General features: G+C 58.1%; 25 protein-coding genes and 4 tRNA genes. All 29 read left to right on the top strand.

What is annotated here, in order from left to right:
- The first annotated feature begins 256 nt into the window (after window positions 1-256).
- The 29 genes from ACPF7Z_RS13315 to rpsQ all read left to right on the top strand — a co-directional run bounded on the left by ACPF7Z_RS13315 (window position 257) and on the right by rpsQ (window position 24,515).
- Window positions 257-1,240 carry a biotin--[acetyl-CoA-carboxylase] ligase gene (locus tag ACPF7Z_RS13315; RefSeq protein ID WP_425193729.1) on the top strand — a complete coding sequence of 328 codons (984 nt, stop codon included), beginning with the start codon at window positions 257-259 and terminating at the stop codon, window positions 1,238-1,240.
- Complete coding sequence (locus ACPF7Z_RS13310) at window positions 1,237-2,076, top strand: type III pantothenate kinase (RefSeq protein WP_425193728.1); 840 nt, start codon at window positions 1,237-1,239, stop codon at window positions 2,074-2,076. The genes ACPF7Z_RS13315 and ACPF7Z_RS13310 overlap by 4 nt, the downstream gene beginning before the upstream one ends.
- 102 nt (window positions 2,077-2,178) lie before the next feature.
- A tRNA-Tyr gene (locus ACPF7Z_RS13305) sits at window positions 2,179-2,262 on the top strand.
- Between the two features lie 44 nt (window positions 2,263-2,306).
- Window positions 2,307-2,380: transfer RNA gene (locus tag ACPF7Z_RS13300), tRNA-Gly, on the top strand.
- Between the two features lie 10 nt (window positions 2,381-2,390).
- Window positions 2,391-2,465: transfer RNA gene (locus ACPF7Z_RS13295), tRNA-Thr, on the top strand.
- Between the two features lie 136 nt (window positions 2,466-2,601).
- Window positions 2,602-2,677 (top strand) — tRNA-Trp (locus ACPF7Z_RS13290).
- Between the two features lie 69 nt (window positions 2,678-2,746).
- Window positions 2,747-3,115 carry a preprotein translocase subunit SecE gene (gene secE / locus ACPF7Z_RS13285; protein WP_425193727.1) on the top strand — a complete coding sequence of 123 codons (369 nt, stop codon included), beginning with the start codon at window positions 2,747-2,749 and terminating at the stop codon, window positions 3,113-3,115.
- Window positions 3,116-3,123: 8 nt separating this feature from the next.
- The gene (gene nusG / locus ACPF7Z_RS13280) at window positions 3,124-3,657 is read left to right on the top strand and encodes a transcription termination/antitermination protein NusG (RefSeq protein ID WP_425193726.1); all 534 of its coding nucleotides are present in this window, start codon (window positions 3,124-3,126) and stop codon (window positions 3,655-3,657) included.
- A gap of 100 nt (window positions 3,658-3,757) precedes the next feature.
- Complete coding sequence (gene rplK / locus ACPF7Z_RS13275) at window positions 3,758-4,189, top strand: 50S ribosomal protein L11 (RefSeq protein ID WP_425193725.1); 432 nt, start codon at window positions 3,758-3,760, stop codon at window positions 4,187-4,189.
- A gap of 2 nt (window positions 4,190-4,191) precedes the next feature.
- Window positions 4,192-4,884: a 50S ribosomal protein L1 gene (rplA, locus tag ACPF7Z_RS13270; RefSeq protein WP_425193724.1), complete on the top strand. Its 693-nt coding sequence runs from the start codon at window positions 4,192-4,194 to the stop codon at window positions 4,882-4,884.
- A gap of 264 nt (window positions 4,885-5,148) precedes the next feature.
- Complete coding sequence (gene rplJ / locus ACPF7Z_RS13265; protein WP_425193723.1) at window positions 5,149-5,649, top strand: 50S ribosomal protein L10; 501 nt, start codon at window positions 5,149-5,151, stop codon at window positions 5,647-5,649.
- 90 nt (window positions 5,650-5,739) lie between these two features.
- A complete protein-coding gene (gene rplL, locus ACPF7Z_RS13260; RefSeq protein ID WP_425193722.1) occupies window positions 5,740-6,111 on the top strand; it encodes a 50S ribosomal protein L7/L12 in 372 nt (123 codons plus the stop codon).
- 245 nt (window positions 6,112-6,356) lie between these two features.
- Window positions 6,357-10,433: a DNA-directed RNA polymerase subunit beta gene (gene rpoB, locus ACPF7Z_RS13255; RefSeq protein ID WP_425193721.1), complete on the top strand. Its 4,077-nt coding sequence runs from the start codon at window positions 6,357-6,359 to the stop codon at window positions 10,431-10,433.
- An 81-nt stretch (window positions 10,434-10,514) separates the two neighbouring features.
- The gene (gene rpoC, locus ACPF7Z_RS13250; protein ID WP_425193720.1) at window positions 10,515-14,732 is read left to right on the top strand and encodes a DNA-directed RNA polymerase subunit beta'; all 4,218 of its coding nucleotides are present in this window, start codon (window positions 10,515-10,517) and stop codon (window positions 14,730-14,732) included.
- 155 nt (window positions 14,733-14,887) lie between these two features.
- On the top strand, window positions 14,888-15,262 hold the full coding sequence (gene rpsL, locus ACPF7Z_RS13245; RefSeq protein WP_048306682.1) for a 30S ribosomal protein S12: 375 nt from the start codon (window positions 14,888-14,890) through the stop codon (window positions 15,260-15,262).
- Window positions 15,263-15,401: 139 nt separating this feature from the next.
- Complete coding sequence (rpsG, locus tag ACPF7Z_RS13240) at window positions 15,402-15,872, top strand: 30S ribosomal protein S7 (protein ID WP_425193719.1); 471 nt, start codon at window positions 15,402-15,404, stop codon at window positions 15,870-15,872.
- Between the two features lie 32 nt (window positions 15,873-15,904).
- Window positions 15,905-18,025, top strand: coding sequence for an elongation factor G (gene fusA, locus ACPF7Z_RS13235; protein ID WP_425193718.1), 2,121 nt, complete (start codon window positions 15,905-15,907; stop codon window positions 18,023-18,025).
- Window positions 18,026-18,054: 29 nt separating this feature from the next.
- Window positions 18,055-19,248, top strand: coding sequence for an elongation factor Tu (tuf, locus tag ACPF7Z_RS13230; RefSeq protein ID WP_425193717.1), 1,194 nt, complete (start codon window positions 18,055-18,057; stop codon window positions 19,246-19,248).
- Window positions 19,249-19,398: 150 nt separating this feature from the next.
- Window positions 19,399-19,710 carry a 30S ribosomal protein S10 gene (gene rpsJ / locus ACPF7Z_RS13225; RefSeq protein ID WP_031384780.1) on the top strand — a complete coding sequence of 104 codons (312 nt, stop codon included), beginning with the start codon at window positions 19,399-19,401 and terminating at the stop codon, window positions 19,708-19,710.
- Between the two features lie 149 nt (window positions 19,711-19,859).
- Window positions 19,860-20,498 (top strand): 50S ribosomal protein L3, encoded by a 639-nt coding sequence (gene rplC, locus ACPF7Z_RS13220; protein ID WP_425193716.1) that lies wholly within the window; start codon window positions 19,860-19,862, stop codon window positions 20,496-20,498.
- Window positions 20,499-20,511: 13 nt separating this feature from the next.
- Window positions 20,512-21,120, top strand: coding sequence for a 50S ribosomal protein L4 (gene rplD, locus ACPF7Z_RS13215; RefSeq protein ID WP_425193715.1), 609 nt, complete (start codon window positions 20,512-20,514; stop codon window positions 21,118-21,120).
- Window positions 21,117-21,413, top strand: coding sequence for a 50S ribosomal protein L23 (gene rplW, locus ACPF7Z_RS13210; protein WP_425193714.1), 297 nt, complete (start codon window positions 21,117-21,119; stop codon window positions 21,411-21,413). Before rplD ends, rplW begins: the two co-directional genes overlap by 4 nt.
- Before the next feature lie 16 nt (window positions 21,414-21,429).
- Window positions 21,430-22,260, top strand: coding sequence for a 50S ribosomal protein L2 (rplB, locus tag ACPF7Z_RS13205; RefSeq protein WP_425193713.1), 831 nt, complete (start codon window positions 21,430-21,432; stop codon window positions 22,258-22,260).
- Between the two features lie 33 nt (window positions 22,261-22,293).
- A complete protein-coding gene (rpsS, locus tag ACPF7Z_RS13200) occupies window positions 22,294-22,569 on the top strand; it encodes a 30S ribosomal protein S19 (RefSeq protein ID WP_072824351.1) in 276 nt (91 codons plus the stop codon).
- 18 nt (window positions 22,570-22,587) lie between these two features.
- A complete protein-coding gene (gene rplV, locus ACPF7Z_RS13195) occupies window positions 22,588-22,920 on the top strand; it encodes a 50S ribosomal protein L22 (protein WP_048306672.1) in 333 nt (110 codons plus the stop codon).
- An 11-nt stretch (window positions 22,921-22,931) separates the two neighbouring features.
- Window positions 22,932-23,633, top strand: a complete 702-nt coding sequence (gene rpsC, locus ACPF7Z_RS13190) for a 30S ribosomal protein S3 (protein WP_425193712.1) — start codon at window positions 22,932-22,934, stop codon at window positions 23,631-23,633.
- Window positions 23,634-23,648: 15 nt separating this feature from the next.
- Window positions 23,649-24,062 (top strand): 50S ribosomal protein L16, encoded by a 414-nt coding sequence (gene rplP, locus ACPF7Z_RS13185; RefSeq protein ID WP_425193711.1) that lies wholly within the window; start codon window positions 23,649-23,651, stop codon window positions 24,060-24,062.
- Window positions 24,062-24,253 carry a 50S ribosomal protein L29 gene (rpmC, locus tag ACPF7Z_RS13180; protein WP_048306669.1) on the top strand — a complete coding sequence of 64 codons (192 nt, stop codon included), beginning with the start codon at window positions 24,062-24,064 and terminating at the stop codon, window positions 24,251-24,253. Before rplP ends, rpmC begins: the two co-directional genes overlap by 1 nt.
- 1 nt (window position 24,254) lies before the next feature.
- Window positions 24,255-24,515 (top strand): 30S ribosomal protein S17, encoded by a 261-nt coding sequence (rpsQ, locus tag ACPF7Z_RS13175; RefSeq protein WP_425193710.1) that lies wholly within the window; start codon window positions 24,255-24,257, stop codon window positions 24,513-24,515.
- Window positions 24,516-24,546 lie beyond the last annotated feature (31 nt).

Raw genomic sequence — 24,546 nt, 5'->3', positions numbered from 1 at the left:
CGACGGGAACCGCTTTAGCGGGCCCGAAGGGCGAGTCTCGGGAAGAGACGAGTAGAGTCCCGGAGTGCCGGCCAGCGGACGGCCGCCCCGCTCCTCGTCAGGCCTTTATCCGACCCCCCAGCCTCGCCGGGGCCGGGGGGTTGTGTGTGGTAGAAAGCGGTCAAAGTTAAGTTTGTTCGCCTAACTTTGATCACAGCGTTTCCGGCTGACAAGTGCTTCCGTTAGAATGTCGGTTTTTCGGGCGGGGCGACACAAGATGACCACCGGTGAGCTGATCCGTCTGCTAAGCGACGGTGACTACCATTCCGGCGAGCAACTAGGCGAGCAGCTTGGTGTGTCACGCACGGCGGTATGGAAGCAGTTGAATAAGCTGGAGGCGCTGGGCATACCGTTGGAAGCGGTTAGAGGGCGAGGCTATCGGCTGGCATTGCCCATCGAATTACTTGATGGGCATGCGATCGTCGCCACATTGTCCAAAGAGTCGCGACGGGATCTGGAAAGGCTGTTCGTGGAGGAATCGCTAGTGTCCACTAACAGTTTTTTGAGCGAGCGTTTTGCTCAAGGTGCGGGCCATGCCGAAGTATGTCTGGCAGAAACTCAAAGTGCTGGTCGAGGGCGACGCGGACGGCAGTGGGTGTCTGCCTGGGGACAGGGGTTAACGCTATCAATCGGCTGGCGATTTGAGAGTGGTGCCGCGGCCTTGGAAGGGCTGAGTCTGGCTGTCGGGGTTGTCATGGCCCGGGTGCTCGAGCGGCAGGGCCTGAATGTCACACTCAAGTGGCCCAATGATGTGCTAATGACGGGCACGAATGGCAAAAAGAACAAATTGGCGGGCATTCTGCTGGAATGCAGCGGCGATGCCGCAGGACCTTGTGAGGTCGTCGTGGGTATCGGTCTCAATATCGCCTTTCCTGAGGCGTTGCGTAGCAGACTGGATCGACCCATTGCGACTATCGCGGATCAAGCGCCCGCGCTTTCACGTAACCGTTTGGCATCGGAGCTAATCGAAGCATTGCTATCTTTGATGATTGACTTCGAGCACGATGGCTTTCCACGGTGGCAAAGAGAATGGAATCAGCGCAACGCCTATTTGGGCCATGAGATAGAGATTGTCCAGAAAACACAGCGTTATGTTGCAGTCGACGAAGGAGTCGATGCATCTGGTAACCTACTTGTGCGTCGTGGTGGTGAGCAACTGCGTCTGGTGGGTGGCGAGATCAGCGTGTGTGAACGCTCATGATTCTTGATCTCGATATAGGCAACACGCTTTCCAAGTGGCGACTAAAGGATGTCGTAAGTAGTGAGATTCGCTCGCGTGGAGCAATATGGACGCGCGAAGAATGGCGCCCTGGCCCGGATATTCCGGATCTGGGTGTGGTGACGGCGGTGCGTATCTCGAGCGTTGCGCGGCGCGCAGTGCTCGAGGAGACCATTGCGTTGCTGCGCCGACAGGTAGCTAAGGTTTATGTGGCGCGTTCCACGCGCGAAAGGCTCGGCGTGGTTAACGGCTATAGTGAACCAGCCCGCCTTGGTGTGGATCGCTGGCTCGGAGTATTGGCTAGTTATCAGCTGGCTGGAGGATGCTGTAGCGTTGATTGTGGTAGTGCAATGACGATCGATTTTGTACTGCCAGGCGGTCGCCATCTCGGCGGGTATATCATTCCAGGCCTGCGATTGATGAAGGAGAGCCTTCATCTGGGAACGCGTAACGTGGCAATCGATCCGAATAGCGAGGCCGGCGAGTTGCTCGCACCGGGTAGAAATACGATCGAGGCCGTCAACCACGGAATTTTCATGGCCACCGTCAACGCGGTGAATCGAATTTACCTCGAAGTGTGCGATCGCGAGGGTGTGTCCCTGCCGCTGTTGTTAACAGGAGGTGATGCGAGGGTGGTGTCGAGAGGTATTCATGTTCCTCATGCGCTGTGGCCAGACATGGTGTATGCAGGGCTTGAAGCCTGCTTTCCATTGACCGCTGCAGAGAGAGCTGGACGCATGTCGGGTGCGCCACGGGTGCCCGAGGCTGTGGAGCTTGAAAAAATTCGCCTCGGTCTTGCATTCTCCATGCTGCTTTGACACAATGCGCCCGCTTCGAGGCAATGCTTATACGAAGTGCAAGTGTTTGAATTAAGAGCGCTTGACAGCATTGCTGGAGGCGGTAAGATTAGCCGCCGTACTGGAGGGGTTCCCGAGTGGCCAAAGGGAGCAGACTGTAAATCTGCCGCGAAAGCTTCGAAGGTTCGAATCCTTCCCCCTCCACCAAGTTTTGCCGACAAGTTTTCTTGTTGAATGAAAAAAGCGGGCAAGCGGGCATAGTTTAATGGTAGAACCTCAGCCTTCCAAGCTGATGATGCGGGTTCGATTCCCGCTGCCCGCTCCAGATGTAATTTGCTCATGTAGCTCAGGGGTAGAGCACACCCTTGGTAAGGGTGAGGTCGACGGTTCAAATCCGTCCATGAGCTCCAGTAGTTCGAGGCGAGCATAGCTCGTCTTTTCTTTTTGGTCGCTATTGAGTAGGGTTGCCAGCGACAGGCTCATCCGCTATCATCTTGGCCGCTGTTATGTGGCTGTCTGTACAAGGCGTGATGTAACACCTGAAAAAGGCCAGTAGCTCAATTGGCAGAGCAGCGGTCTCCAAAACCGCAGGTTGGGGGTTCGATTCCCTCCTGGCCTGCCAGTCTTCCCCAGGCTGGTGTGATTACACAAGATTTCTTTTTGATTGCTGCACCCTGAGGAGTCCCGCTTCATGAAACACAATGCCGAGGTGCAGAAGTCGCGCCACGACGGGGCCAGATGGGCGGTTGTCGTCATTCTAGTTGCCTTGGCCGTTATCGGTAACAGTTATTTTTCCGATCAAGCATTGTTGTATCGTGTCTTGGGCGTGGTGGCTTTGGGTGCTGTTGCTGCCGCAATAGCTTTGACGACGACCAAAGGACGTGAGCTTACCGAATTGGCGCGTAGCGCTCGCAAGGAAATTCAACGCGTTGTCTGGCCAACTCGTCAGGAAACCATACAGACGACAGCCATTGTGCTAGTGGCTGTGTTGGTAGTTGGTTTGATGCTGTGGTTAATCGACACCCTTCTGGGCTGGGCCATGTCCGGCATCATAGGTTAGGAGCACCCATGTCCAAGCGTTGGTATGTCGTACATGCTTATTCTGGTTTCGAAAAACAGGTAATGCGCTCATTGATCGAGCGCGTGAAGATGTATGACATGGAAGATCAATTCGGCGAGATTCTAGTGCCGACTGAAGAAGTCGTCGAGATGCGTGATGGCAAGCGCCGTAAGAGTGAGCGCAAGTTTTATCCAGGGTATGTGCTGGTCGAAATGGAAATGGACGATCGCACTTGGCACCTGGTCAACGAAACGCCACGCGTGATGGGTTTTATCGGTGGTACTCCGGAGAAGCCGGCGCCGATTACTCAGAAAGAAGCCGATTCTATCCTGCGTCGTGTGCAGGATGGCACCGATAAGCCGCGCCCCAAAACCTTGTTTGAGCCGGGCGAAGTGGTCCGGGTCGTCGATGGTCCTTTCGCCGACTTCAACGGTGTCGTCGAAGAAGTCAACTATGAGAAGAGTCGTTTACAGGTCAGCGTGCTCATCTTTGGCCGCGCGACACCTGTCGAACTTGAATTCGCACAAGTGGAAAAAGACTGAGCTCAGCTTGTCGTTCCAGACAAGTTGGGCGTCAGAGGCCGCGTAGGCGGCCTGAAAACCCGGGGAGCCGAAAGGCGTTATCACCCAACTGGAGAGTATCATGGCTAAAAAAGTTCAGGCCTACATCAAGCTGCAAGTGGCAGCCGGAAAGGCCAACCCGAGTCCCCCCGTCGGCCCTGCGCTGGGTCAGCACGGCGTTAATATCATGGAGTTCTGCAAGGCATTCAATGCTGCGACCCAGGAGGTTGAGCCTGGTTTGCCGACGCCGGTGGTGATCACGGTCTATTCAGATCGCAGTTTCACCTTCATCACCAAGACACCGCCGGCTGCCGTTCTGTTGAAAAAGGCTGCTGGCATCAAGTCCGGTTCTGGTGAGCCGAACAAGAAGAAGGTCGGCACCGTGTCGCGGGAGCAGCTCGAAGAGATCGCCAAGACCAAGGAGCCGGATATGACGGCTGCAGATCTTGACGCGGCTGTTCGTACTATCGCAGGCAGTGCCCGCAGCATGGGTCTTAACGTGGAGGGGCTCTGATCATGGCGAAACTATCCAAGCGTGCGCAAATGATTCGCGAGAAGGTCGACTCTTCCAAGGTCTATTCTCTGGACGAAGCCGTTGCGCTTCTCGGTGAGCTGTCCAAGGTCAATTTCAAGGAATCACTCGACGTCGCCGTCAATCTTGGTGTCGACCCGCGTAAATCCGACCAGGTGGTGCGTGGTGCTACCGTGATGCCTAATGGTACCGGTAAGGACGTTCGTGTTGCTGTCTTTACGCAAGGTGCCAACGAAGAGGCTGCTAAAGAAGCCGGCGCCGATATCGTGGGTATGGACGATCTTGCCGAGCAGGTAAAGAAGGGCAATCTGGATTTCGATGTTGTTATTGCTTCACCGGATGCCATGCGCGTCGTTGGCCAGCTGGGTCAGATACTCGGCCCGCGTGGCCTGATGCCCAACCCCAAGGTGGGCACGGTGACGCCCGACGTGGCCACTGCAGTCAAGAACGCAAAGGCAGGCCAGGTTCGCTTCCGTACCGACAAGAATGGCATCATCCATACGACGTTGGGCAAGGTGGATTTTTCCGCCGATGCCATTCGCGGCAATCTCGACGCGCTGGTCAATGACCTCAAGCGGCTTAAGCCGAGTACGTCCAAAGGCATCTATTTCAAGAAAGTGACTCTGTCGACTACGATGGGGCCGGGATTGACCGTCGACCACTCAGCATGGGTCTGATGTGTCTGGAAAGGCAGTAACTTTGCGGTCCCCGTGCCAAGCGGTCGGGGCATCGTCAAAGACCGCAGGTGTCACTTGCGGGTGACTTAATGGCTCGATCATCGATCACAGTTGATGATCGACGAGCTGCCTGCGCAGATGGTGTGGCCCGCCAGTATGCTGGTGAGCACCATCAACTAAGACTCCCGTGCCTTAAGCACTGGGAGAGATGGTAACCACCGGGGTTTTCATCGTGAATATCCCCGGCACGAAGGAGTGAACACTGTGCCACTAGCTCTCGAAGGCAAGAAGGCAATTGTCGCTGAGGTCAGTGAAGCCGCCAAGGACGCTCTCTCCGTCGTTGTTGCCGATTCTCGCGGCGTGGCCGTAAGCGCAATGACTGACTTGCGCAAGCAGGCTCGCGAGAATGGCGTGCAGATCCGTGTTGTACGCAACACGTTAGCACGTCGCGCCCTGTCTGGAACTCCTTGGGAGATTCTGGACGAGACGTTGACGGGTCCAACCTTGTTGGCATTTTCCTATGAGCATCCGGGCGCTGCTGCTCGCCTGTTCAAGGAATTTCTCAAGGGGCAGAGGGACTTTGAAGTCAAGGCGCTGGCCTACGAAGGTGAGCTGATTCCAGCTTCCGATCTTGATCGTCTTGCGACGCTACCGACCTATGATGAGGCAATCGCTAAGCTGATGTCCGTCATGAAGGAGGCGTCCGCCGGCAAATTGGTGCGTACCCTTGCTGCGCTGCGCGATCAAAAGCAGGAAGCTGCCTAAGCGGCTTCGCTATCTCTCAAGAATCGACTACCCAGTCACCGAGCGCAGATACACGACGTTAAGCGCTCCGCAAAGTTTAGGAAAGCAAACATGGCACTGACTAAAGACGATATCATCAACGCCGTTGCCGACATGTCCGTGATGGAAGTCGCCGAGTTGATTGAAGCGATGGAAGAAAAGTTCGGCGTTTCTGCGGCTGCGGCTGTGGTTGCCGGTCCGGGCGGCGGCGGTGAAGAAGCGGCCGAAGAGCAGACCGAGTTCGATCTGGTGCTGACCGGTGCCGGTGACAAGAAGGTCAACGTGATCAAGGCGGTTCGCGAGATCACCGGTCTTGGCCTGAAGGAAGCCAAGGGCGCCGTCGACGGTGCACCGGCAACCATCAAGGAGGCCATGTCCAAGGACGACGCCGAGGAAGCCAAGAAGAAGCTGGAAGAAGCCGGCGCTTCTGTGGAACTCAAGTAACCCTTGCGTTCTGGAGCTTTACGCGACGCGTGAGCTTCTACGGCTGGTGGCGGGATGCCCGCTACCGGCCTTTTTCTGTTGTCACTAGCACCTTATCGTGAGCACTTTTTCGGCGATCAGGCGCTAGACGAATCCCGACGGCGAGCCTCTTATTGGGCTTGCCGTCAGCGCCTGGCGAAGATGCCTTCGTCAGGCGGCGTTGACCACGCATCGGTCACCCATGGTGAACAAGCTGGGGAATACAGATGGCTTACTCATACACTGAGAAAAAACGCATCCGCAAGGATTTCGGCAAACTGCCCCAAGTAATGGATGTGCCTTATTTGCTGGCCATCCAGCTTGATTCCTACTACGACTTCCTCCAGCAGGACCGGGCGCCACAGGAACGCCTTGATATCGGTCTTAATGCTGCTTTCAAGTCCGTGTTTCCTATCTCGAGCTTTTCCGGCAATGCCGCACTCGAGTATGTCAGCTATCGTTTCGGAACCCCGGCCTTTGATGTCAAGGAATGTCAGCTGCGTGGCGTCACCTACTCGGCGCCATTGCGGGTCAAGGTCCGCTTGATCATCTACGACAAGGAGTCGTCGAACAAGGCAATCAAGGACATCAAGGAGCAGGAAGTTTACATGGGGGAAATCCCCCTGATGACCGAGAACGGTACTTTCGTCGTCAATGGTACCGAGCGGGTCATCGTCTCCCAGCTACACCGCTCGCCAGGCGTGTTCTTTGATCACGACAAGGGCAAGAGCCACTCGTCGGGCAAGCTGCTATATTCTGCCCGAGTGATTCCCTACCGTGGCTCCTGGCTGGACTTCGAGTTCGATCCGAAGGACAACGTCTTCGTGCGTATCGATCGCCGCCGCAAGTTACCGGCGTCCGTATTGCTGCGCGCGCTGGGCATGAGCACTGAAGAGATTCTCGGCACTTTCTTCGAGACCAGCACTTTCCACATCGAGAAGTCTGGCTTCTCTGTGGATTTGGTGCCGTCACGTCTGCGCGGCGAAACCGCCACCTTCGACATCAAGGATGGCGATGGCAGTGTGATCGTCGAAGAAGGGCGTCGCGTCACTCAAAAACATATCCGCCAGATGGAGAAGGCCGGTCTCGAACGGCTCGAAGTGCCGATGGAGTATCTGTTCGGCAAGACTCTGGCCAAGGATCAGGTCGACCCGAATACCGGTGAGCTGATCTGCGAGTGCAACAGCGAGATCACACCGGAGCTACTCGAGAAGCTGGCCCAGGCCGGTATCGAGACACTTGAAACGCTCTACACCAACGATCTGGACTGCGGCTCGTTCATCTCCGATACGCTAAAGCTGGACACCACCCGTTCAGCGCTAGAGGCGCTGGTCGAGATCTACCGCATGATGCGCCCCGGCGAACCACCGACCAAGGAAGCCGCCGAGACGCTGTTCCACAATCTGTTCTTCACCGAGGATCGTTACGATCTCTCCGGTGTGGGTCGCATGAAGTTCAATCGCCGCCTGCGCCGCGAGTCCGATACCGGTTCCGGGGTGCTCGACAACGACGACATCATCGCCGTGCTCAAGGAACTGATCAGCATCCGCAACGGCTTCGGCGATGTCGACGACATCGACCACCTGGGTAACCGGCGCATCCGCTGCGTCGGCGAGATGGCCGAGAATCAGTTCCGGGTCGGCTTGGTGCGCGTCGAACGGGCGGTCAAGGAACGTCTTTCCATGGCCGAGAGCGAAGGCCTGATGCCCCAGGACCTGATCAACGCCAAGCCGGTGGCGGCGGCGGTCAAGGAGTTCTTCGGCTCGAGCCAGCTCTCCCAGTTCATGGATCAGAACAACCCGCTCTCCGAGGTCACGCACAAGCGCCGCGTGTCCGCCTTGGGGCCGGGTGGCCTGACCCGGGAGCGGGCCGGGTTCGAGGTGCGTGACGTGCATACCACGCACTACGGTCGTCTATGCCCGATCGAGACACCGGAAGGACCGAACATCGGCCTGATCAACTCCTTGGCGACCTACAGTCACACCAACAGCTACGGCTTCCTCGAGACGCCTTACCGCAAGGTGGTGGATCGCCAGGTGACCGACGAAGTGGTGCATCTGTCCGCGATCGAGGAGGGGGATTTCGTTATCGCCCAGGCCTCGGCCACCGTGGATGGCGACAACAAGCTGGTCGATGACCTGGTGCAGGTTCGCCACCGTGGCGAGACTACCTTCATGGGGCCGGACAAGGTCACTTTGATGGATGTGTCTCCGCGTCAGGTGGTGTCCGTGGCGGCGGCGCTAATCCCGTTCCTGGAGCACGACGATGCCAACCGCGCCCTGATGGGCTCGAACATGCAGCGTCAGGCGGTGCCGACCCTGCGGGCCGACAAACCGCTGGTAGGCACCGGCATGGAGCGCTTCGTGGCGCGGGATTCCGGTGTCTGCGCCGTCGCACGTCGTGGCGGCGTGATCGACTCGGTGGATGCCAAGCGTATCGTGGTGCGGATCAACGAGGACGAGATCATCGGCGGCGAAGCCGGGGTCGACATCTACAACCTGACCAAGTACACGCGTTCCAACCAGAACACCTGCATGAACCAGCGCCCCATCGTGCGCCCGGGTGACGAAGTGGCGCGCGGCGACATCCTCGCCGACGGCCCCTCTGTCGACATGGGAGACCTGGCCCTGGGTCAGAACATGCGCATGGCCTTCATGCCCTGGAACGGCTACAACTTCGAGGACTCGATCCTGGTCTCGGAGCGGGTGGTGCAGGAAGATCGCTTCACCACCATCCACATCCAGGAGCTGACCTGCGTGTCCCGGGACACCAAGCTGGGTGCCGAGGAGATCTCCGCGGACATTCCCAACGTCGGCGAGTCGGCGCTGTCCAAGCTCGACGAGGCCGGGGTGGTCTACATCGGTGCCGAGGTGGGTGCCGGCGACATCCTGGTCGGTAAGGTCACGCCCAAGGGTGAAACCCAGTTGACCCCGGAGGAGAAACTGCTGCGGGCGATCTTTGGCGAGAAGGCCAGCGATGTGAAAGACACCTCATTGCGTGCCCCGACGGGTATGAAGGGCACCGTCATCGACGTGCAGGTCTTCACTCGGGATGGTGTCGAGAAGGATTCGCGGGCGCTGTCCATCGAGCAGATGCAGCTCGACGAGGTGCGTCGGGACCTGCAAGAGACCTATCGCATCGCCGAAGACGCGACCTTCGAGCGCCTGAAGCGTACCCTCTCTGGGCAGGCGGTCAATGGTGGGCCCAAGCTCAAGAAGGGCGACGTGCTTTCCGAGGAATATCTCGAGGAGCTGCCGCGTCAGCAATGGTTCAAGTTGCGTCTGCAGGACGAAGCCTTGAACGAACTGCTGGCCCAGGCCGACGAACAGCTCGAGAATCGTCGCAAGGAAATGGACGAGCGTTTCGAAGACAAGAAGCGCAAGCTCACCCAGGGCGATGACCTGGCACCGGGCGTGCTCAAGATCGTCAAGGTCTATCTTGCGGTCAAGCGTCGCATCCAGCCGGGTGACAAGATGGCCGGCCGTCACGGTAACAAGGGTGTCATCTCGGCCATCATGCCCATCGAGGACATGCCCTTCGACGACAATGGCGAGCCGGTCGATGTGGTGCTGAACCCGCTGGGTGTGCCGTCGCGGATGAACGTCGGTCAGATTCTCGAGACCCACCTGGGCCTGGCGTCGCGCGGTCTGGGTATGAAGATCGATCACATGCTGCGCGACGCACGATCGCAGCAGGTCGCCGAAATTCGCGAGTTCCTGGGTAAGATCTACAACACCCCGGATACGCGTCAAGAGGATATCGACTCTCTGACAGACGACGAGGTAATCACCTTGGCCAAGAATCTGCGTGGCGGTGTGCCGATGTCATCACCGGTGTTCGACGGTGCCAAGGAGCAGGAGATCAAGGGCTTGCTCAAATTGGCCGATCTCCCTGAGTCCGGACAGATGGATCTCTACGATGGACGTACCGGGGAAAAGTTCGATCGTCAGGTAACGGTGGGCTACATGTACATGTTGAAGCTTAACCACCTGGTCGACGACAAGATGCACGCTCGCTCCACCGGCTCTTACTCGCTGGTCACCCAGCAGCCATTGGGCGGCAAGGCGCAATTCGGCGGTCAGCGCTTCGGCGAGATGGAGGTCTGGGCACTGGAAGCCTACGGTGCCGCCTACACCCTGCAGGAGATGCTCACGGTCAAGTCCGACGATGTGGAGGGACGTACCAAGATGTACAAGAGTATCGTCGATGGCGACCACGCCATGCAGGCCGGCATGCCGGAGTCCTTCAATGTGTTGGTGAAGGAAATCCGCTCGCTGGGCATTGATATCGAGCTTGAAGGCTAAACGCCGCACGCTAGCGAATGACGGTCCGCGGGGCCCCGAAGAATCGGCCCCGCTCATGACAACTCCGCGATGGAGCGACCTATGAAAGATTTGGTGAAAGTCCTCAAGTCCCAGGCACAGTCCGAAGAGTTCGATGCGATCAAGATTACCCTTGCGTCGCCGGACATGATCCGCTCCTGGTCTTACGGCGAGGTCAAGAAGCCCGAGACCATCAACTACCGCACCTTCAAGCCGGAGCGTGACGGTCTGTTCTGCGCCAAGATTTTTGGTCCGGTGAAAGACTATGAATGCTTGTGCGGCAAGTACAAGCGCATGAAGCATCGGGGCATCATCTGCGAGAAGTGTGGTGTCGAAGTGACCCGCGCTGCCGTTCGCCGTGAGCGTATGGGGCATATCGAACTGGCCTCTCCCGTTGCGCATATCTGGTTCTTGAAATCGCTGCCGTCACGCATTGGCATGTTTCTCGACATGACTCTGCGCGACATCGAGCGCGTGCTTTATTTCGAGAGCTTCGTGGTCATCGATCCGGGCATGACCACGCTGGAGCGCGGTCAGTTGCTCAACGACGAGCAGTACTTCGAGGCGCTAGAGGAGTTCGGTGACGACTTCGATGCACGCATGGGCGCCGAGGCGGTCCAGGCCCTGCTCAAGGATATCGATCTCGAGGAGGAGATCGAGCGGCTGCGCGAGGAAATTCCCCAGACCAACTCCGAGACCAAGATCAAGAAGCTTTCCAAGCGTCTGAAACTTCTTGAGGCCTTCCACAAGTCCGGCAACGCGCCGGCCTGGATGGTCATGGAAGTGCTGCCGGTGCTGCCGCCGGACCTGCGTCCGTTGGTGCCACTGGACGGTGGCCGCTTCGCGACCTCGGATCTCAACGATCTGTATCGCAGGGTGATCAACCGCAACAACCGCCTGAAGCGCCTGCTCGATCTCAATGCGCCGGACATCATCGTGCGCAACGAGAAGCGCATGCTGCAGGAGTCCGTTGATGCGCTGCTCGACAATGGTCGTCGTGGTCGCGCCATCACCGGCTCCAACAAGCGTCCGCTGAAATCGCTCGCCGACATGATCAAGGGCAAGCAGGGGCGTTTCCGTCAGAACCTGCTGGGCAAGCGCGTCGACTATTCCGGCCGCTCGGTGATCACCGTGGGGCCGACCCTGCGTCTGCACCAGTGCGGTCTGCCCAAGAAGATGGCGCTGGAACTGTTCAAGCCGTTCATCTACTCCAAACTGCAGTCCAGCGGCCAGGCCTCGACCATCAAGGCGGCCAAAAAGATGGTCGAGCGTGAACTGCCCGAGGTGTGGGATATTCTCGCCGATGTTATCCGCGAGCATCCGGTGCTGCTCAACCGCGCACCGACCCTGCACCGTCTGGGCATCCAGGCTTTCGAGCCACTACTTATCGAAGGCAAGGCGATTCAGCTGCATCCGCTGGTCTGTGCCGCCTACAACGCTGACTTCGACGGCGACCAGATGGCGGTACACGTGCCGCTGACCCTGGAAGCCCAGCTCGAAGCCCGTGCCTTGATGATGGCCACCAACAACGTACTGTCGCCGGCCAACGGCGAGCCGATCATCGTGCCGTCCCAGGACGTGGTGCTGGGCCTGTATTACATGACCCGAGAGAAGATCAATGCCCAGGGTGAGGGCATGGTGTTCGCCAACCTCAAGGAAGTCGAGCGCGCTTTCGGCACCCAGAGTGTTTCCTTGCACGCCCGGGTCAAGGTGCGACTGACCGAGTATGTGGCCGAAGAGGAAGGAGGCGAACAGATCGAGCGGACATCGATCTTTGATACTACCGTGGGTCGTGCCTTGTTGTTCCGTATTTTGCCCAAGGGCGCCCCTTTCGAGCTGGTCGACCAGCCGATGAAGAAGAAAGCGATCTCGCGGCTGATCAATGAAGTCTATCGTCGTAGTGGCCTCAAGGATGCGGTGATCTTCGCCGACCAACTGATGTACACCGGTTTCCGTTTAGCGACCTGGTCCGGTGCGTCGATCGGTGTCAACGACTTCGTCATTCCCGAGGCGAAGAAAGACATCGTCGAGGGCGCCGAGGACGAAGTGAAGGAGATCGAGGATCAGTTCTCCTCTGGTCTCGTTACCGCCGGCGAGAAGTACAACAAGGTCATCGATATCTGGTCCAAGGCCAATGATAAGGTGGCCAAGGCGATGATGGCGGGTATTTCCAAGGAAACCGTGGTCGATCGCGAAGGCAAGGAAGTCGAGCAGGACTCGTTCAACAGCGTATTCATCATGGCCGACTCCGGTGCTCGTGGTAGTGCCGCTCAGATTCGCCAGCTCGCGGGCATGCGCGGTCTGATGGCCAAGCCGGATGGCTCGATCATCGAGACGCCGATCGTTGCCAACTTCCGCGAGGGCTTGAACGTCCTGCAGTACTTCATCTCGACTCACGGTGCACGTAAGGGTCTGGCGGACACGGCGCTCAAAACCGCCAACTCCGGCTACCTGACCCGGCGCTTGGTGGATGTGGCCCAGGATCTGGTGATCACCGAGGAAGACTGTGGTACCGAGGAGGGCCTGACCCTGCATCCGGTCATCGAGGGTGGCGATATCATCGTGTCCTTGGCTCAGCGGGTGCTGGGGCGTGTGGTTGCTCAGGACGTGATCGATCCCGCCAGCGAAGACGTGTTGATTCCGCGAGGTACGCTGCTGGATGAAGCCTGGTGTGCACAGCTCGATACCATGGGTGTCGACGAGATCATCGTGCGTAGCACCATCGCCTGTGAGACGCCGCATGGCGTGTGCTCCGCTTGCTACGGCCGCGATCTGGCCCGCGGACATCGCGTCAATATCGGCGAGGCGGTGGGAGTCATCGCTGCTCAGTCGATCGGTGAGCCGGGTACTCAGTTGACCATGCGTACCTTCCACATCGGCGGCGCTGCATCGCGGGCCTCCGCGGTGGATAGCGTGCAGGTCAAGCATGGTGGCAAAGTGCGCCTGCACAACATCAAGCACGTCGAGCGCGCCGACGGCAAGCTGGTGGTGGTGTCCCGCTCCAGCGCCCTGGCGGTGGCCGACGAGCATGGACGCGAACGCGAGTACTACAAGCTGCCCTACGGTGCGGAGCTGTCGGTCAAGAACGGTGATCCGGTCGAAGCGGGTCAGACAGTAGCTAAGTGGGACCCGCACACTCACCCGGTGGTTGCCGAGGTAGAGGGCCAGGCACAATACATGGATATGGACGAGGGGGTTACCATCCACCGCAGCGTGGACGAAATGACGGGCCTCTCCTCCATCGAAGTGATCGAGTCCGCGGCACGTCCGGCCTCCGGTCGCGAAAAGCGGCCGATGATCATGTTGCATGACGATGCCGGTGAGCACGTCACGCTGCCGGGCTCCAATACCCCGGTACAGTATTTGCTGCCCGGCAAGGCGATCGTCTCCGTGGATAATGGTGCCAAGATTGGCATCGGTGAAGTGATCGCACGTATTCCGGTAGAGGCATCCAGTAACAAGGATATTACCGGCGGTTTGCCGCGTGTGGCCGACTTGTTCGAAGCGCGTAAACCGAAGGAATCTTCGATTCTTGCCGAGATCACGGGTGTCGTCAGCTTTGGTAAGGAAACCAAGGGCAAGCGGCGCCTGACCATTACACCGGAATCGGGTGATCCTTATGAAGCGCTGATTCCAAAATGGCGTCAGATCGCGGTGTTCGAAGGTGAGACGGTCGAGAAAGGTGAGGTGATTTCCGATGGTCCTAGTAATCCGCACGATATTCTGCGCCTGCTAGGCGTGGCGGAACTGGCGAAGTACATCACCACCGAGATTCAGGAGGTGTACCGCCTGCAGGGCGTGGGCATCAACGACAAGCACATCGAGGTAATCGTGCGTCAGATGCTGCGCAAGGTGGAGATCACCGACGCGGGAGACGCCAACTTTATTCCCGGCGATCAGGTCGAATTGGTGCGCGTGCTTGAAGAAAATGCACGGCTGGCCGAGGAGGACAAGTTTCCGGCCAAGTATGGACGCGTGCTGCTGGGCATCACCAAGGCCTCGCTGGCCACCGAGTCGTTCATCTCCGCGGCCTCCTTCCAGGAGACCACTCGCGTCTTGACCGAAGCGGCAGTCACCGGTAAGCGCGACTATCTGCGCGGCTTGAAGGAGAACGTCGTAGTGGGTCGTCTGATACCGGCCGGGACCGGGCTGACTCATCACGCCGAGCGTCGGCGCAAGCGTGAGGAGCTCGAGCGTATTCAGGATCACCCGTCTGCTTATGATGTCGAGCAGGAGTTGGGTGCTCAGCTCACTGCTCTCGATGCAGACGAAGAGCTTTGAGCCAACGGTAAGTACCGGCGTCCCGAGGGGCGCCGGTATTGACGCGGATCACCGCTAGACATTAGAATGCGCAGCCTTCGATAGTGGGCTGGTGCGCCCCTATCCGCTGAAAAAGTGTCGAAAGGCACAGTAACTACTGGAGTCAGCTACAGACTATGGCAACCATCAATCAGCTTGTGCGCAAGCCGCGCAAGCGCCCCGTCGAAACCAGCGACGTGCCGGCGCTACAGGCTTGTCCGCAGCGTCGCGGGGTTTGTACCCGTGTGTATACCACCACCCCAAAAAAGCCGAACTCTGCACTGCGTAAGGTGTGTCGTGTTCGTTTGACCAATGGCTACGAAGTCGCCTCTTATATCGGCGGTGAAGGTCATAATCTTCAGGAACACTCTGTGGTCCTGATTCGTGGTGGTAGGGTCAAGGATCTGCCGGGTGTGCGTTATCACACCGTGCGCGGTGCGCTGGATACTTCAGGTGTGCAGAACCGTAAGCAAGGCCGTTCCAAGTACGGTACCAAGCGCCCTAAGTCGTGATCTAGAGCGCATCATCTATCCTTGTGTGGTTTTGAAAATATAACGGTCAGATAAGAGTAAGGTCGAGCGGCATAGCAATATAAAGCTAATGCACAGCGTCTCGGGTTTACCTGAAGGACCCTTCAACAGAGGGCTTATCATGCCTAGAAGAAGAGTAATTGCTAAGCGCGAGATTCTCCCGGATCCCAAGTTTGGAAGTGAGCGCCTGGCCAAGTTCATGAATCACCTGATGGTCAGCGGTAAAAAGTCTGTAGCTGAGCGTATCGTTTACGGCGCACTGGATCGAGTTGCAGAGCGTGGCAAGGATGCGCCGCTCGATATTTTCGACAAGGCCCTAGAAGCTATCCAGCCGATGGTCGAGGTCAAGTCCAGGCGTGTCGGTGGCGCTACCTATCAGGTGCCCGTAGAAGTGCGCCCATCGCGTCGTCAGGCGTTGGCCATGCGCTGGTTGGCGGATGCAGCCCGTAACCGTGGCGAAAAGACCATGGTTCAGCGTCTGGCAGGTGAAATGCTGGATGCATCAGAAGGTAAGGGTGCTGCTGTGAAGAAGCGTGAAGACGTGCATCGCATGGCAGAAGCCAACAAGGCCTTCTCACACTATCGCTTCTAAGAGCGCCGCTTCTAACCAACGGGGAGTTCACCTTGGCTCGTAAGACACCACTCAAGCGCTACCGCAACATTGGTATCGTGGCTCACGTCGATGCCGGCAAGACCACGACCACAGAGCGCGTACTGTTTTATACCGGCATCAACCATAAGCTGGGGGAGACCCATGAGGGGGCTTCTACCACGGATTGGATGGAACAAGAGCAAGAGCGGGGGATCACGATTACCTCTGCGGCGGTGACCACGTTCTGGAAAGGCATGAATCACCAGTTCGATGAGCATCGTATCAACATTATCGACACTCCGGGGCACGTCGACTTCACCATCGAGGTCGAGCGCTCCTTGCGCGTGCTCGATGGTGCCGTCGTGGTCTTGTGCGGCAGCTCCGGTGTACAGCCGCAGACCGAGACCGTCTGGCGTCAGGCCAATAAGTACGAAGTGCCGCGTATGGTGTTCGTCAACAAGATGGATCGTGCCGGTGCAGACTTCTTCATGGTCGTCGACCAGTTGAAGAGCCGCCTAGGTGCCAATACGGTGCCGATCCAGATCAACTGGGGGACCGAAGAGGACTTCAAGGGTGTCATCGATCTCATTGAGATGAAGGCCATTCTGTGGAATGAGTCCGATTTCGGCGCTACCTATGATTTGGTCAGTATTCCTGAGGAGTTGCAGGCAACCGCCGAGAAGTACCGTGAGGAAATGGTCGAGGCTGCCGCCGAAGCTTCCGAGGAACTGATGGACAAGTACCTTGAGGAAGGCGAGCTGACCAAGGAAGAAATCAAGGCGGGTCTTCGCCGGCGTACCCTGGACAATGAGATTGTTCTGGTGACCTGCGGTTCCGCGTTCAAGAACAAGGGTGTGCAGGCGGTGCTGGATGGCGTCGTTGACTATCTGCCGTCGCCGACCGAGGTCAAGGCCATCGAAGGCGAGTTGGATGACAAGGACGGCACCATCGCTACTCGTGAAGCGGATGATAGTGCGCCCTTTGCTGCGCTGGCGTTCAAGATCGCCACCGATCCCTTTGTCGGCACCCTGACCTTCATCCGCGTTTACTCGGGTGTGCTGAAGTCCGGCGATAGCGTCTATAACTCCGTCAAGGAGAAGAAAGAGCGTGTCGGGCGTATCGTGCAGATGCATGCCAACTCCCGGGAAGAGATCAAGGAAGTTCTGGCCGGCGATATCGCGGCTTGTATCGGTCTGAAGGATGTCACCACCGGTGATACCCTGTGCGATCTAAACGACAAGATCGTACTCGAGCGCATGGAATTCCCGGATCCGGTCATTTCCGTAGCGGTCGAGCCAAAATCCAAGGCCGATCAGGAAAAGATGGGGGTTGCTCTGGGCAAGCTGGCTCAGGAGGATCCTTCCTTCCAGGTCAAGACCGACGAAGAGACAGGCCAGACCATCATCTCCGGTATGGGCGAGTTGCATCTGGACATCATCGTCGATCGCATGCGTCGCGAGTTCAAGGTCGAGGCTAATATCGGCAAGCCTCAGGTGGCCTATCGCGAGACCATTCGCGGCAGCGTCGAGCAGGAAGGCAAGTTCGTCCGTCAGTCCGGTGGTCGTGGTCAATATGGTCATGTCTACCTGCGTATCGAGCCGTTGACGGCCGAAGACAAGGGCGAGGACGAAGACGCGTACTTCAAGTTCGCGTCCGAGATCGTGGGTGGCGTGGTTCCCAAGGAGTACGTCCCGGCGGTCGAAAAAGGGGCATACGAGCAGCTGAAAAATGGTGTCGTCGCGGGTTATCCGATGATTGACGTCAAGGTTACACTGTTCGATGGTTCCTACCACGACGTGGACTCTAACGAGACCGCGTTCAAGATCGCCTCTTCCATGGCGGTCAAGGAAGGTGCTCGCAAGGCCAAGGCAGTTCTGCTTGAGCCGGTGATGAAGGTCGAAGTCGTGACACCCGAGGACTTCATGGGTGATGTGATGGGTGACCTTAACCGCCGGCGTGGTCTTGTACAGGGCATGGATGACTCTGCCATGGGCAAGATCATCCGCGCCACGGTTCCGTTGGCTGAGATGTTCGGTTATGCCACCGATCTGCGTTCTCAGACCCAGGGCCGCGCAAGCTACACCATGGAGTTTGCGAATTACGAAGAGGCGCCGTCCAGCGTCGTCGAAGCCGTCATTAATCAGAACGGTTAACCGTTAGCTAACGTAAAGAGGTTATAGCAGTGGCTAAGGCAAAATTTGAGCGTTCCAAACCGCATATCAACGTCGGCACCATCGGTCACGTCGACCACGGCAAGACCACGCTGACCGCGGCGCTGACCCGCGTTTCCGCCGAGGTGTTCGGTGGCGACTGGCGTGAATTCGCTAGCATCGACAATGCCCCGGAAGAGCGCGAGCGTGGTATCACCATCGCGACCGCCCACGTCGAGTATCAGTCCGAGACCCGGCACTATGCTCACGTCGATTGCCCAGGGCACGCCGATTACGTCAAGAACATGATCACTGGCGCCGCCCAGATGGATGGCGCGATCCTGGTCTGTTCCGCAGCCGATGGCCCGATGCCGCAGACGCGTGAGCATATCCTGCTCTCGCGTCAGGTCGGTGTGCCGTATATCGTCGTGTTCCTGAACAAGGCGGACATGGTCGACGACGAAGAGCTGCTCGAGCTGGTCGAGATGGAGGTGCGCGAGCTTCTCAACGAGTACGACTTCCCGGGTGACGATACTCCGATCATCATTGGTTCCGCGTTGATGGCGATGGAAGGCAAGGATGACAACGGCATGGGTACTACCGCCGTCGCCAACCTGATCAAGTCGCTTGATGAGTACATTCCGGAGCCGGAGCGTGCCATCGATCAGCCGTTCCTGATGCCGATCGAAGATGTGTTCTCCATCTCCGGCCGTGGCACCGTGGTTACCGGTCGTGTCGAGCGCGGTATCGTCAAGACCGGCGATGAAGTCTCGATCGTCGGCCTCAAGGACACCACCAAGACGACCGTGACCGGTGTCGAAATGTTCCGTAAGCTGCTCGACGAAGGTCGCGCCGGTGAAAACATCGGTGCGCTGCTGCGCGGTACCAAGCGTGATGACGTCGAGCGCGGTCAGGTACTGGCCAAGCCGGGCTCGATCACCCCGCATACCAAGTTCGAAGCCGAGGTCTATATCCTGTCCAAGGAAGAAGGTGGTCGTCATACCCCGTTCTTCAAAGGCTATCGTCCGCAGTTCTACTTCCGAACCACAGACGTGACCGGAACCTGTGAGCTGCCGGAAGGCGTCGAGATGGTCATGCCTGGGGATAACGTGCAGATGGTCGTCACCCTGATTGCGCCGATCGCGATGGAAGATGGTTTGCGTTTCGCTATCCGGGAAGGTGGTCGTACCGTCGGTGCCGGCGTTGTCGCCAAGATCGTCGAGTAATCATTGATTCCACTGGAATCGAAGGGGCTCCGTACGGAGCCCCTTTTCTATGGGCGTTTGACTCTCATTGTGGGCGGGTCTATAATGCGCATCCTTTAAATGCGTGGGTAGACGGCTCGCGCCGTCATCATCCATTGGAGTTCAGGGCTAATGCAGAACCAGAAGATTCGCATTCGGTTGAAGGCCTTCGACCATCGCCTGATTGATCAGTCCGCTCAAGAAATCGTGGATACTGCGAAGCGTACTGGTGCTCAGGTGCATGGGCCGATTCCTTTGCCGACCAATCGTGAGCGCTACACGGTGTTGATTTCACCGCACGTCAACAAGGACGCACGGGATCAGTACGAAATCCGCACCCACAAGCGCGTGCTCGACATCGTCGAGCCGACGGAAAAGACCGTCGACGCGCTGATGAAACTCGACCTCGCCGCCGGCGTGGACGTCCAGATCAAGCTTGACTAATCACACTAGACACTTGCGGTAGATCGCTCTTTTCCAGGATCAGGGCAGTCGCCGCCACGCCGGGAAGGCGTCATACAATGTGCTAGTGGAATGCTCTGGAAAGGGCAGCCATAGCGGGTGATAGCCCCGTACACTAAAGGAGACTGAACATGACTATCGGTTTGGTCGGTAAGAAGAGCGGCATGACCCGCATCTTTACCGAAGAAGGCGCTTCTGTGCCCGTAACCGTTATCGAGGTTGAGCCCAACCGCGTGACGCAGGTCAAGACCGTCGAGACCGACGGCTATCGCGCGGTGCAGGTCACAACCGGTTCCCGCAAAGCCAAGCATCTGACCAAGGCGGCCGCTGGCCAATACGCCAAGGCAGGTATCGAGGCTGGTCGCTCGCTCATGGAATTTCGTCTCGACGAAGGCGATGACAATCCTGAGGTGGGCAGCGAATTCACTGTATCCCTCTTCGAAGCTGGTCAAAAGATTGATGTGACCGGCACCTCAAAAGGCAAGGGCTTCCAGGGCGCCGTCAAGCGCTGGAACTTCCGTACCCAAGACATGACCCACGGTAACTCCCTGTCGCATCGTGCGCCGGGTTCTATCGGCATGTGCCAGACTCCTGGCCGCGTCTTTAAGGGTAAAAAAATGGCTGGTCAGCTCGGTAACGAGCGCGTCACTGTTCAGAGCCTGGAAGTCGTCCGTGTCGATACCGAACGAAATCTGCTGCTGGTCAAGGGCGCCGTACCGGGCGCGCCGGGTGGCGATGTGATCGTTCGTCGTGCTGTCAAAGCTCGCTGAGGGGTAAGTATCAATGAATCTCAATCTTGCAGGTGCTAGCGCCGGCACCGTCGAACTAGCTGACGCCACCTTTGACAGAGAGTTCAATGAAGCGCTGGTGCATCAAGTCGTGACTGCCTATTTGGCGGCAGGTCGTCAGGGTACGCGTGCTCAGAAGAATCGCTCCGATGTCCGTGGCGGTGGCAAGAAGCCATGGCGTCAGAAGGGGACTGGCCGTGCTCGCGCCGGCACCATCCGCTCACCGATCTGGCGCAGCGGCGGCGTGACCTTTGCGGCGCGTCCTCAGGACTACACCCAGAAGGTCAACCGCAAGATGTACCGTGCGGCAATGCAGTCAATTCTGTCCGAGTTGGTGCGTCAGGATCGTCTGGTGGCTGTCGAGGAGTTCGCCGTCGAGTCGCCCAAGACAAAGCAGTTGGTCGGCAAGCTCAAGGAGCTCGATCTGGAAAAAGTCCTGATAGTGACCGAAGAGATCGATGAGAAGCTCTATCTGGCCGCACGCAATATTCCTAACGTGGACGTGGTCAATGTCGCCGCTGCTGATCCGGTGAGCCTGGTCGCCTTCGACAAGGTGCTGGTCACGGTCTCCGCTCTGCGCAAATTCGAGGAGAAGTTGGCATGAACCAGGAGCGCGTATTCAAGGTTCTGCTCGGGCCACACATGACCGAGAAGGCCGCTTTCGCCGCCGAGAACAACCAGTACGTGTTCAAGGTGGCTCAGGACGCGACCAAGCCTGAGATCAAAAAGGCAGTCGAAGTGCTTTTTGGTAAAAAAGTTGATCGCGTACAGGTCTTGAACATGAAGGGCAAGACCAAGCGCACCGCACACGGCATCGGCTTGCGCAAGGGGTATCGCAAGGCCTATGTGACGTTGGCTGCGGGTGAGACCCTCGAAGACTTCTCTGGCGTCGAATAAGGCAGGAGCAAGGATCATGGCAGTAGTTAAGACCAAACCCACATCCGCCGGTCGTCGCCACCTGGTCAAGGTTGTCAGCGACGAGCTCCATAGGGGCCGGCCGCATGCCGCCTTGTTGGAGAAGCAGTCCAAGTCTGGCGGACGCAATAATCATGGACGCATCACCACCCGTCATGTGGGGGGTGGTCATCGTCATCACTATCGTCTGGTCGACTTCAAGCGCACCAAGGACGGCATTCCCGCCGTTGTCGAGCGCCTTGAATACGACCCGAACCGCAGCGCCCACATCGCGCTGCTGAAATACCGGGACGGCGAGCGTCGTTATGTCATCGCGCCCAAGGGCGTAAGTGCTGGCGATGTGCTCGAATCCGGAGTCAATGCAGCGATCAAGAGAGGCAATGCCCTTCCGCTGCGTAACATCCCGGTGGGTTCGACCGTGCATTGTATTGAGCTCAAGCCCGGTAAAGGTGCGCAGATCGCTCGAAGTGCCGGAACCAGCGCTCAGTTGGTCGCGCGAGAAGGCAACTACGCTACTGTGCGTCTGCGCTCCGGTGAAATGCGCAAGATACTGGCCGAATGTCGTGCGACCCTCGGTGAAGTGAGTAACTCGGAGCACAGCCTGCGTCAATTGGGCAAGGCCGGTGCCAAACGCTGGCGTGGTGTGCGTCCAACCGTTCGCGGTGTCGCCATGAACCCGGTGGATCACCCGCATGGTGGTGGTGAAGGTCGCACCAGCGGTGGTCGCCATCCGGTGTCTCCTTGGGGTATTCCCACCAAGGGGCATAAGACCCGCAAGAACAAGCGCACCGACAAGCTCATCATCCGCCGTCGTAAGCCCCGGAGCTGAGATTAAAAGTTTAGATATCAAGAGGTAACGGCTGTGCCACGTTCACTGAAGAAAGGTCCTTTCATTGACCTTCATCTGCTGAAGAAGGTTGAGACTGCAGTGGAAAAGAACGACCGTAAACCGATCAAGACCTGGTCGCGTCGTTCCATGATCCTGCCCAACATGGTCGGGCTCACCATTGCCGTCCATAACGGACGCCAGCATGTCCCGGTGCATGTCTCCGAGGAAATGGTTGGCCACAAGCTGGGCGAATTCGCTGCCACCCGCACTTATCGCGGTCATGCGGCGGACAAGAAAGCCAAACGGTAAGCCAGAGAGGATTGAGAGATGGAAGTCACAGCTAAGCTGCGTGGCGCTCGTTTATCCGCCCAGAAGGCCCGTTTGGTGGCTGATCTGGTACGCGGTAGACCGGTCGCCGAAGCACTCGACCTGCTGACCTTCTCACCGAAGAAGGCGGCCAAGCTGGTCAAGAAAACGCTTCAGTCCGCCATCGCAAACGCGGAAGAAAATAACGGCATGGACATCGATGAGCTGCGTGTCTCGACTATCTGTGTCGATGAGGGCATGACGCTCAAGCGCATCCAGCCGCGTGCCAAGGGCCGCGCGGATCGTATCCTGAAGCGCACTTGCCATATCACCGTCAAGGTAGCCGAGAAGTAGGAGTCGACCACATGGGTCAGAAAGTAAATCCGACAGGCATTCGGCTGGGCATCGTCAAGGACCACACGTCGGTCTGGTATGCCGAGCGCGGTGCTTATGCCGACAAGTTGAACAATGATCTCGAGGTGCGTCGTTTCCTGGAGCAGCGTCTCAAGAACGCCTCCGTGAGCCGTATCGCCATCGAGCGCCCTGCGAACAATGCTCGTATTACCATTCACACTGCTCGTCCGGGCATCGTGATCGGCAAGAAAGGCGAAGATGTCGATCGCCTGCGTCGCGAGGTAGCCGAGATGATGGGCGTGCCGGTGCACGTCAACATCGAGGAAGTGCGCAAGCCGGAGCTCGATGCGGTTCTGGTCGCTCAGAACGTGGCTGGTCAGCTCGAGCGTCGTGTGATGTTCCGGCGTGCCATGAAGCGCGCGGTACAAAACGCCATGCGTCTTGGCGCCGGTGGTATCAAGATCCAGTTGTCCGGTCGTCTCGGCGGTGCGGAAATCGCGCGTACCGAATGGTATCGCGAAGGACGTGTACCACTGCACACCCTGCGCGCGGATATCGATTACGCCACCTACGAAGCACACACCACCTACGGCGTCATCGGCGTCAAGGTGTGGATCTTCAAGGGTGAAATCCTCGGGGGCATCGAAGAGGTGCGTGCCAAGCAGAAGCAGCCGCAAAGCCAGCCCGCACCCAAGAAGAAAGGTTCCAAGTAAGGGGAGATGTAGTCGATGTTGCAACCCAAGCGCATGAAATTCCGCAAGGTGATGAAAGGCCGCAATCGCGGTCTGGCACATCGCGGAAGCAAGGTGAGCTTCGGCGAGTACGGCCTTAAGGCGACTGGCCGCGGGCGTATTACTGCGCGCCAGATCGAGGCGGGTCGTCGCGCCATCACTCGTCACGTCAAGCGTGGCGGGAAGATCTGGATTCGCGTTTTCCCGGACAAGCCGATCACAGAGAAGCCGTTGGAAGTCCGGATGGGTAAGGGTAAGGGCTCCGTCGAGTACTGGGTCGCACAGATTCAGCCTGGCAGAGTGCTCTATGAAATCGAGGGCGTTTCCGAAGAGTTGGCGCGGGAAGCGTTTACTCTTGCGGCGCGCAAGATGCCCGTCTCCACCACCTTTGTGAAACGGACGGTGATGTGATGAAAGCTCAGGAAATTCGCGAAAAGTCGGCCGACGCACTGCAGGAGCAGCTTTTCGAACTCCTCCGCGAGCAGTTCAATCTGCGCATGCAGAAGGCTACCGGCCAATTGAGCCAGACCCATCTGCTCAAGCAGGTGCGCCGGGATATCGCCCGCGTGAAGACGGTGCTCAACGAGAAGGCAGGTAACTGAGATGGCCGAAGAAAAGAAAGCCCGTACGCTCACCGGCAAGGTGGTGAGCGACAAGATGGATAAGTCCATCGTCGTAATGATCGAGCGCCGCGAGCGTCATCCGATCTATGGCAAATACGTGAAGCGCTCCACCAAGCTGCACGCCCATGATGAGGCGAACCAGGCGAAGCAGGGCGATACGGTTTCCATCGAGGAGTGCCGCCCGCTGTCGAAGAAAAAGTCCTGGACACTGGTTGAGGTGGTCGAACAGGCCCGGGGCTGAGTTCGGCCAGGTTTTTCGTAATCAGTGCAGC

It is taken from the genome of Halomonas sp. GXIMD04776 (assembly GCF_049808615.1).
Taxonomy (GTDB): Bacteria; Pseudomonadota; Gammaproteobacteria; order Pseudomonadales; family Halomonadaceae; genus Modicisalibacter.
The sequence above is the reverse complement of the archived record's forward strand: the minus strand, read 5'-3'. Positions and strand labels throughout refer to the sequence as shown.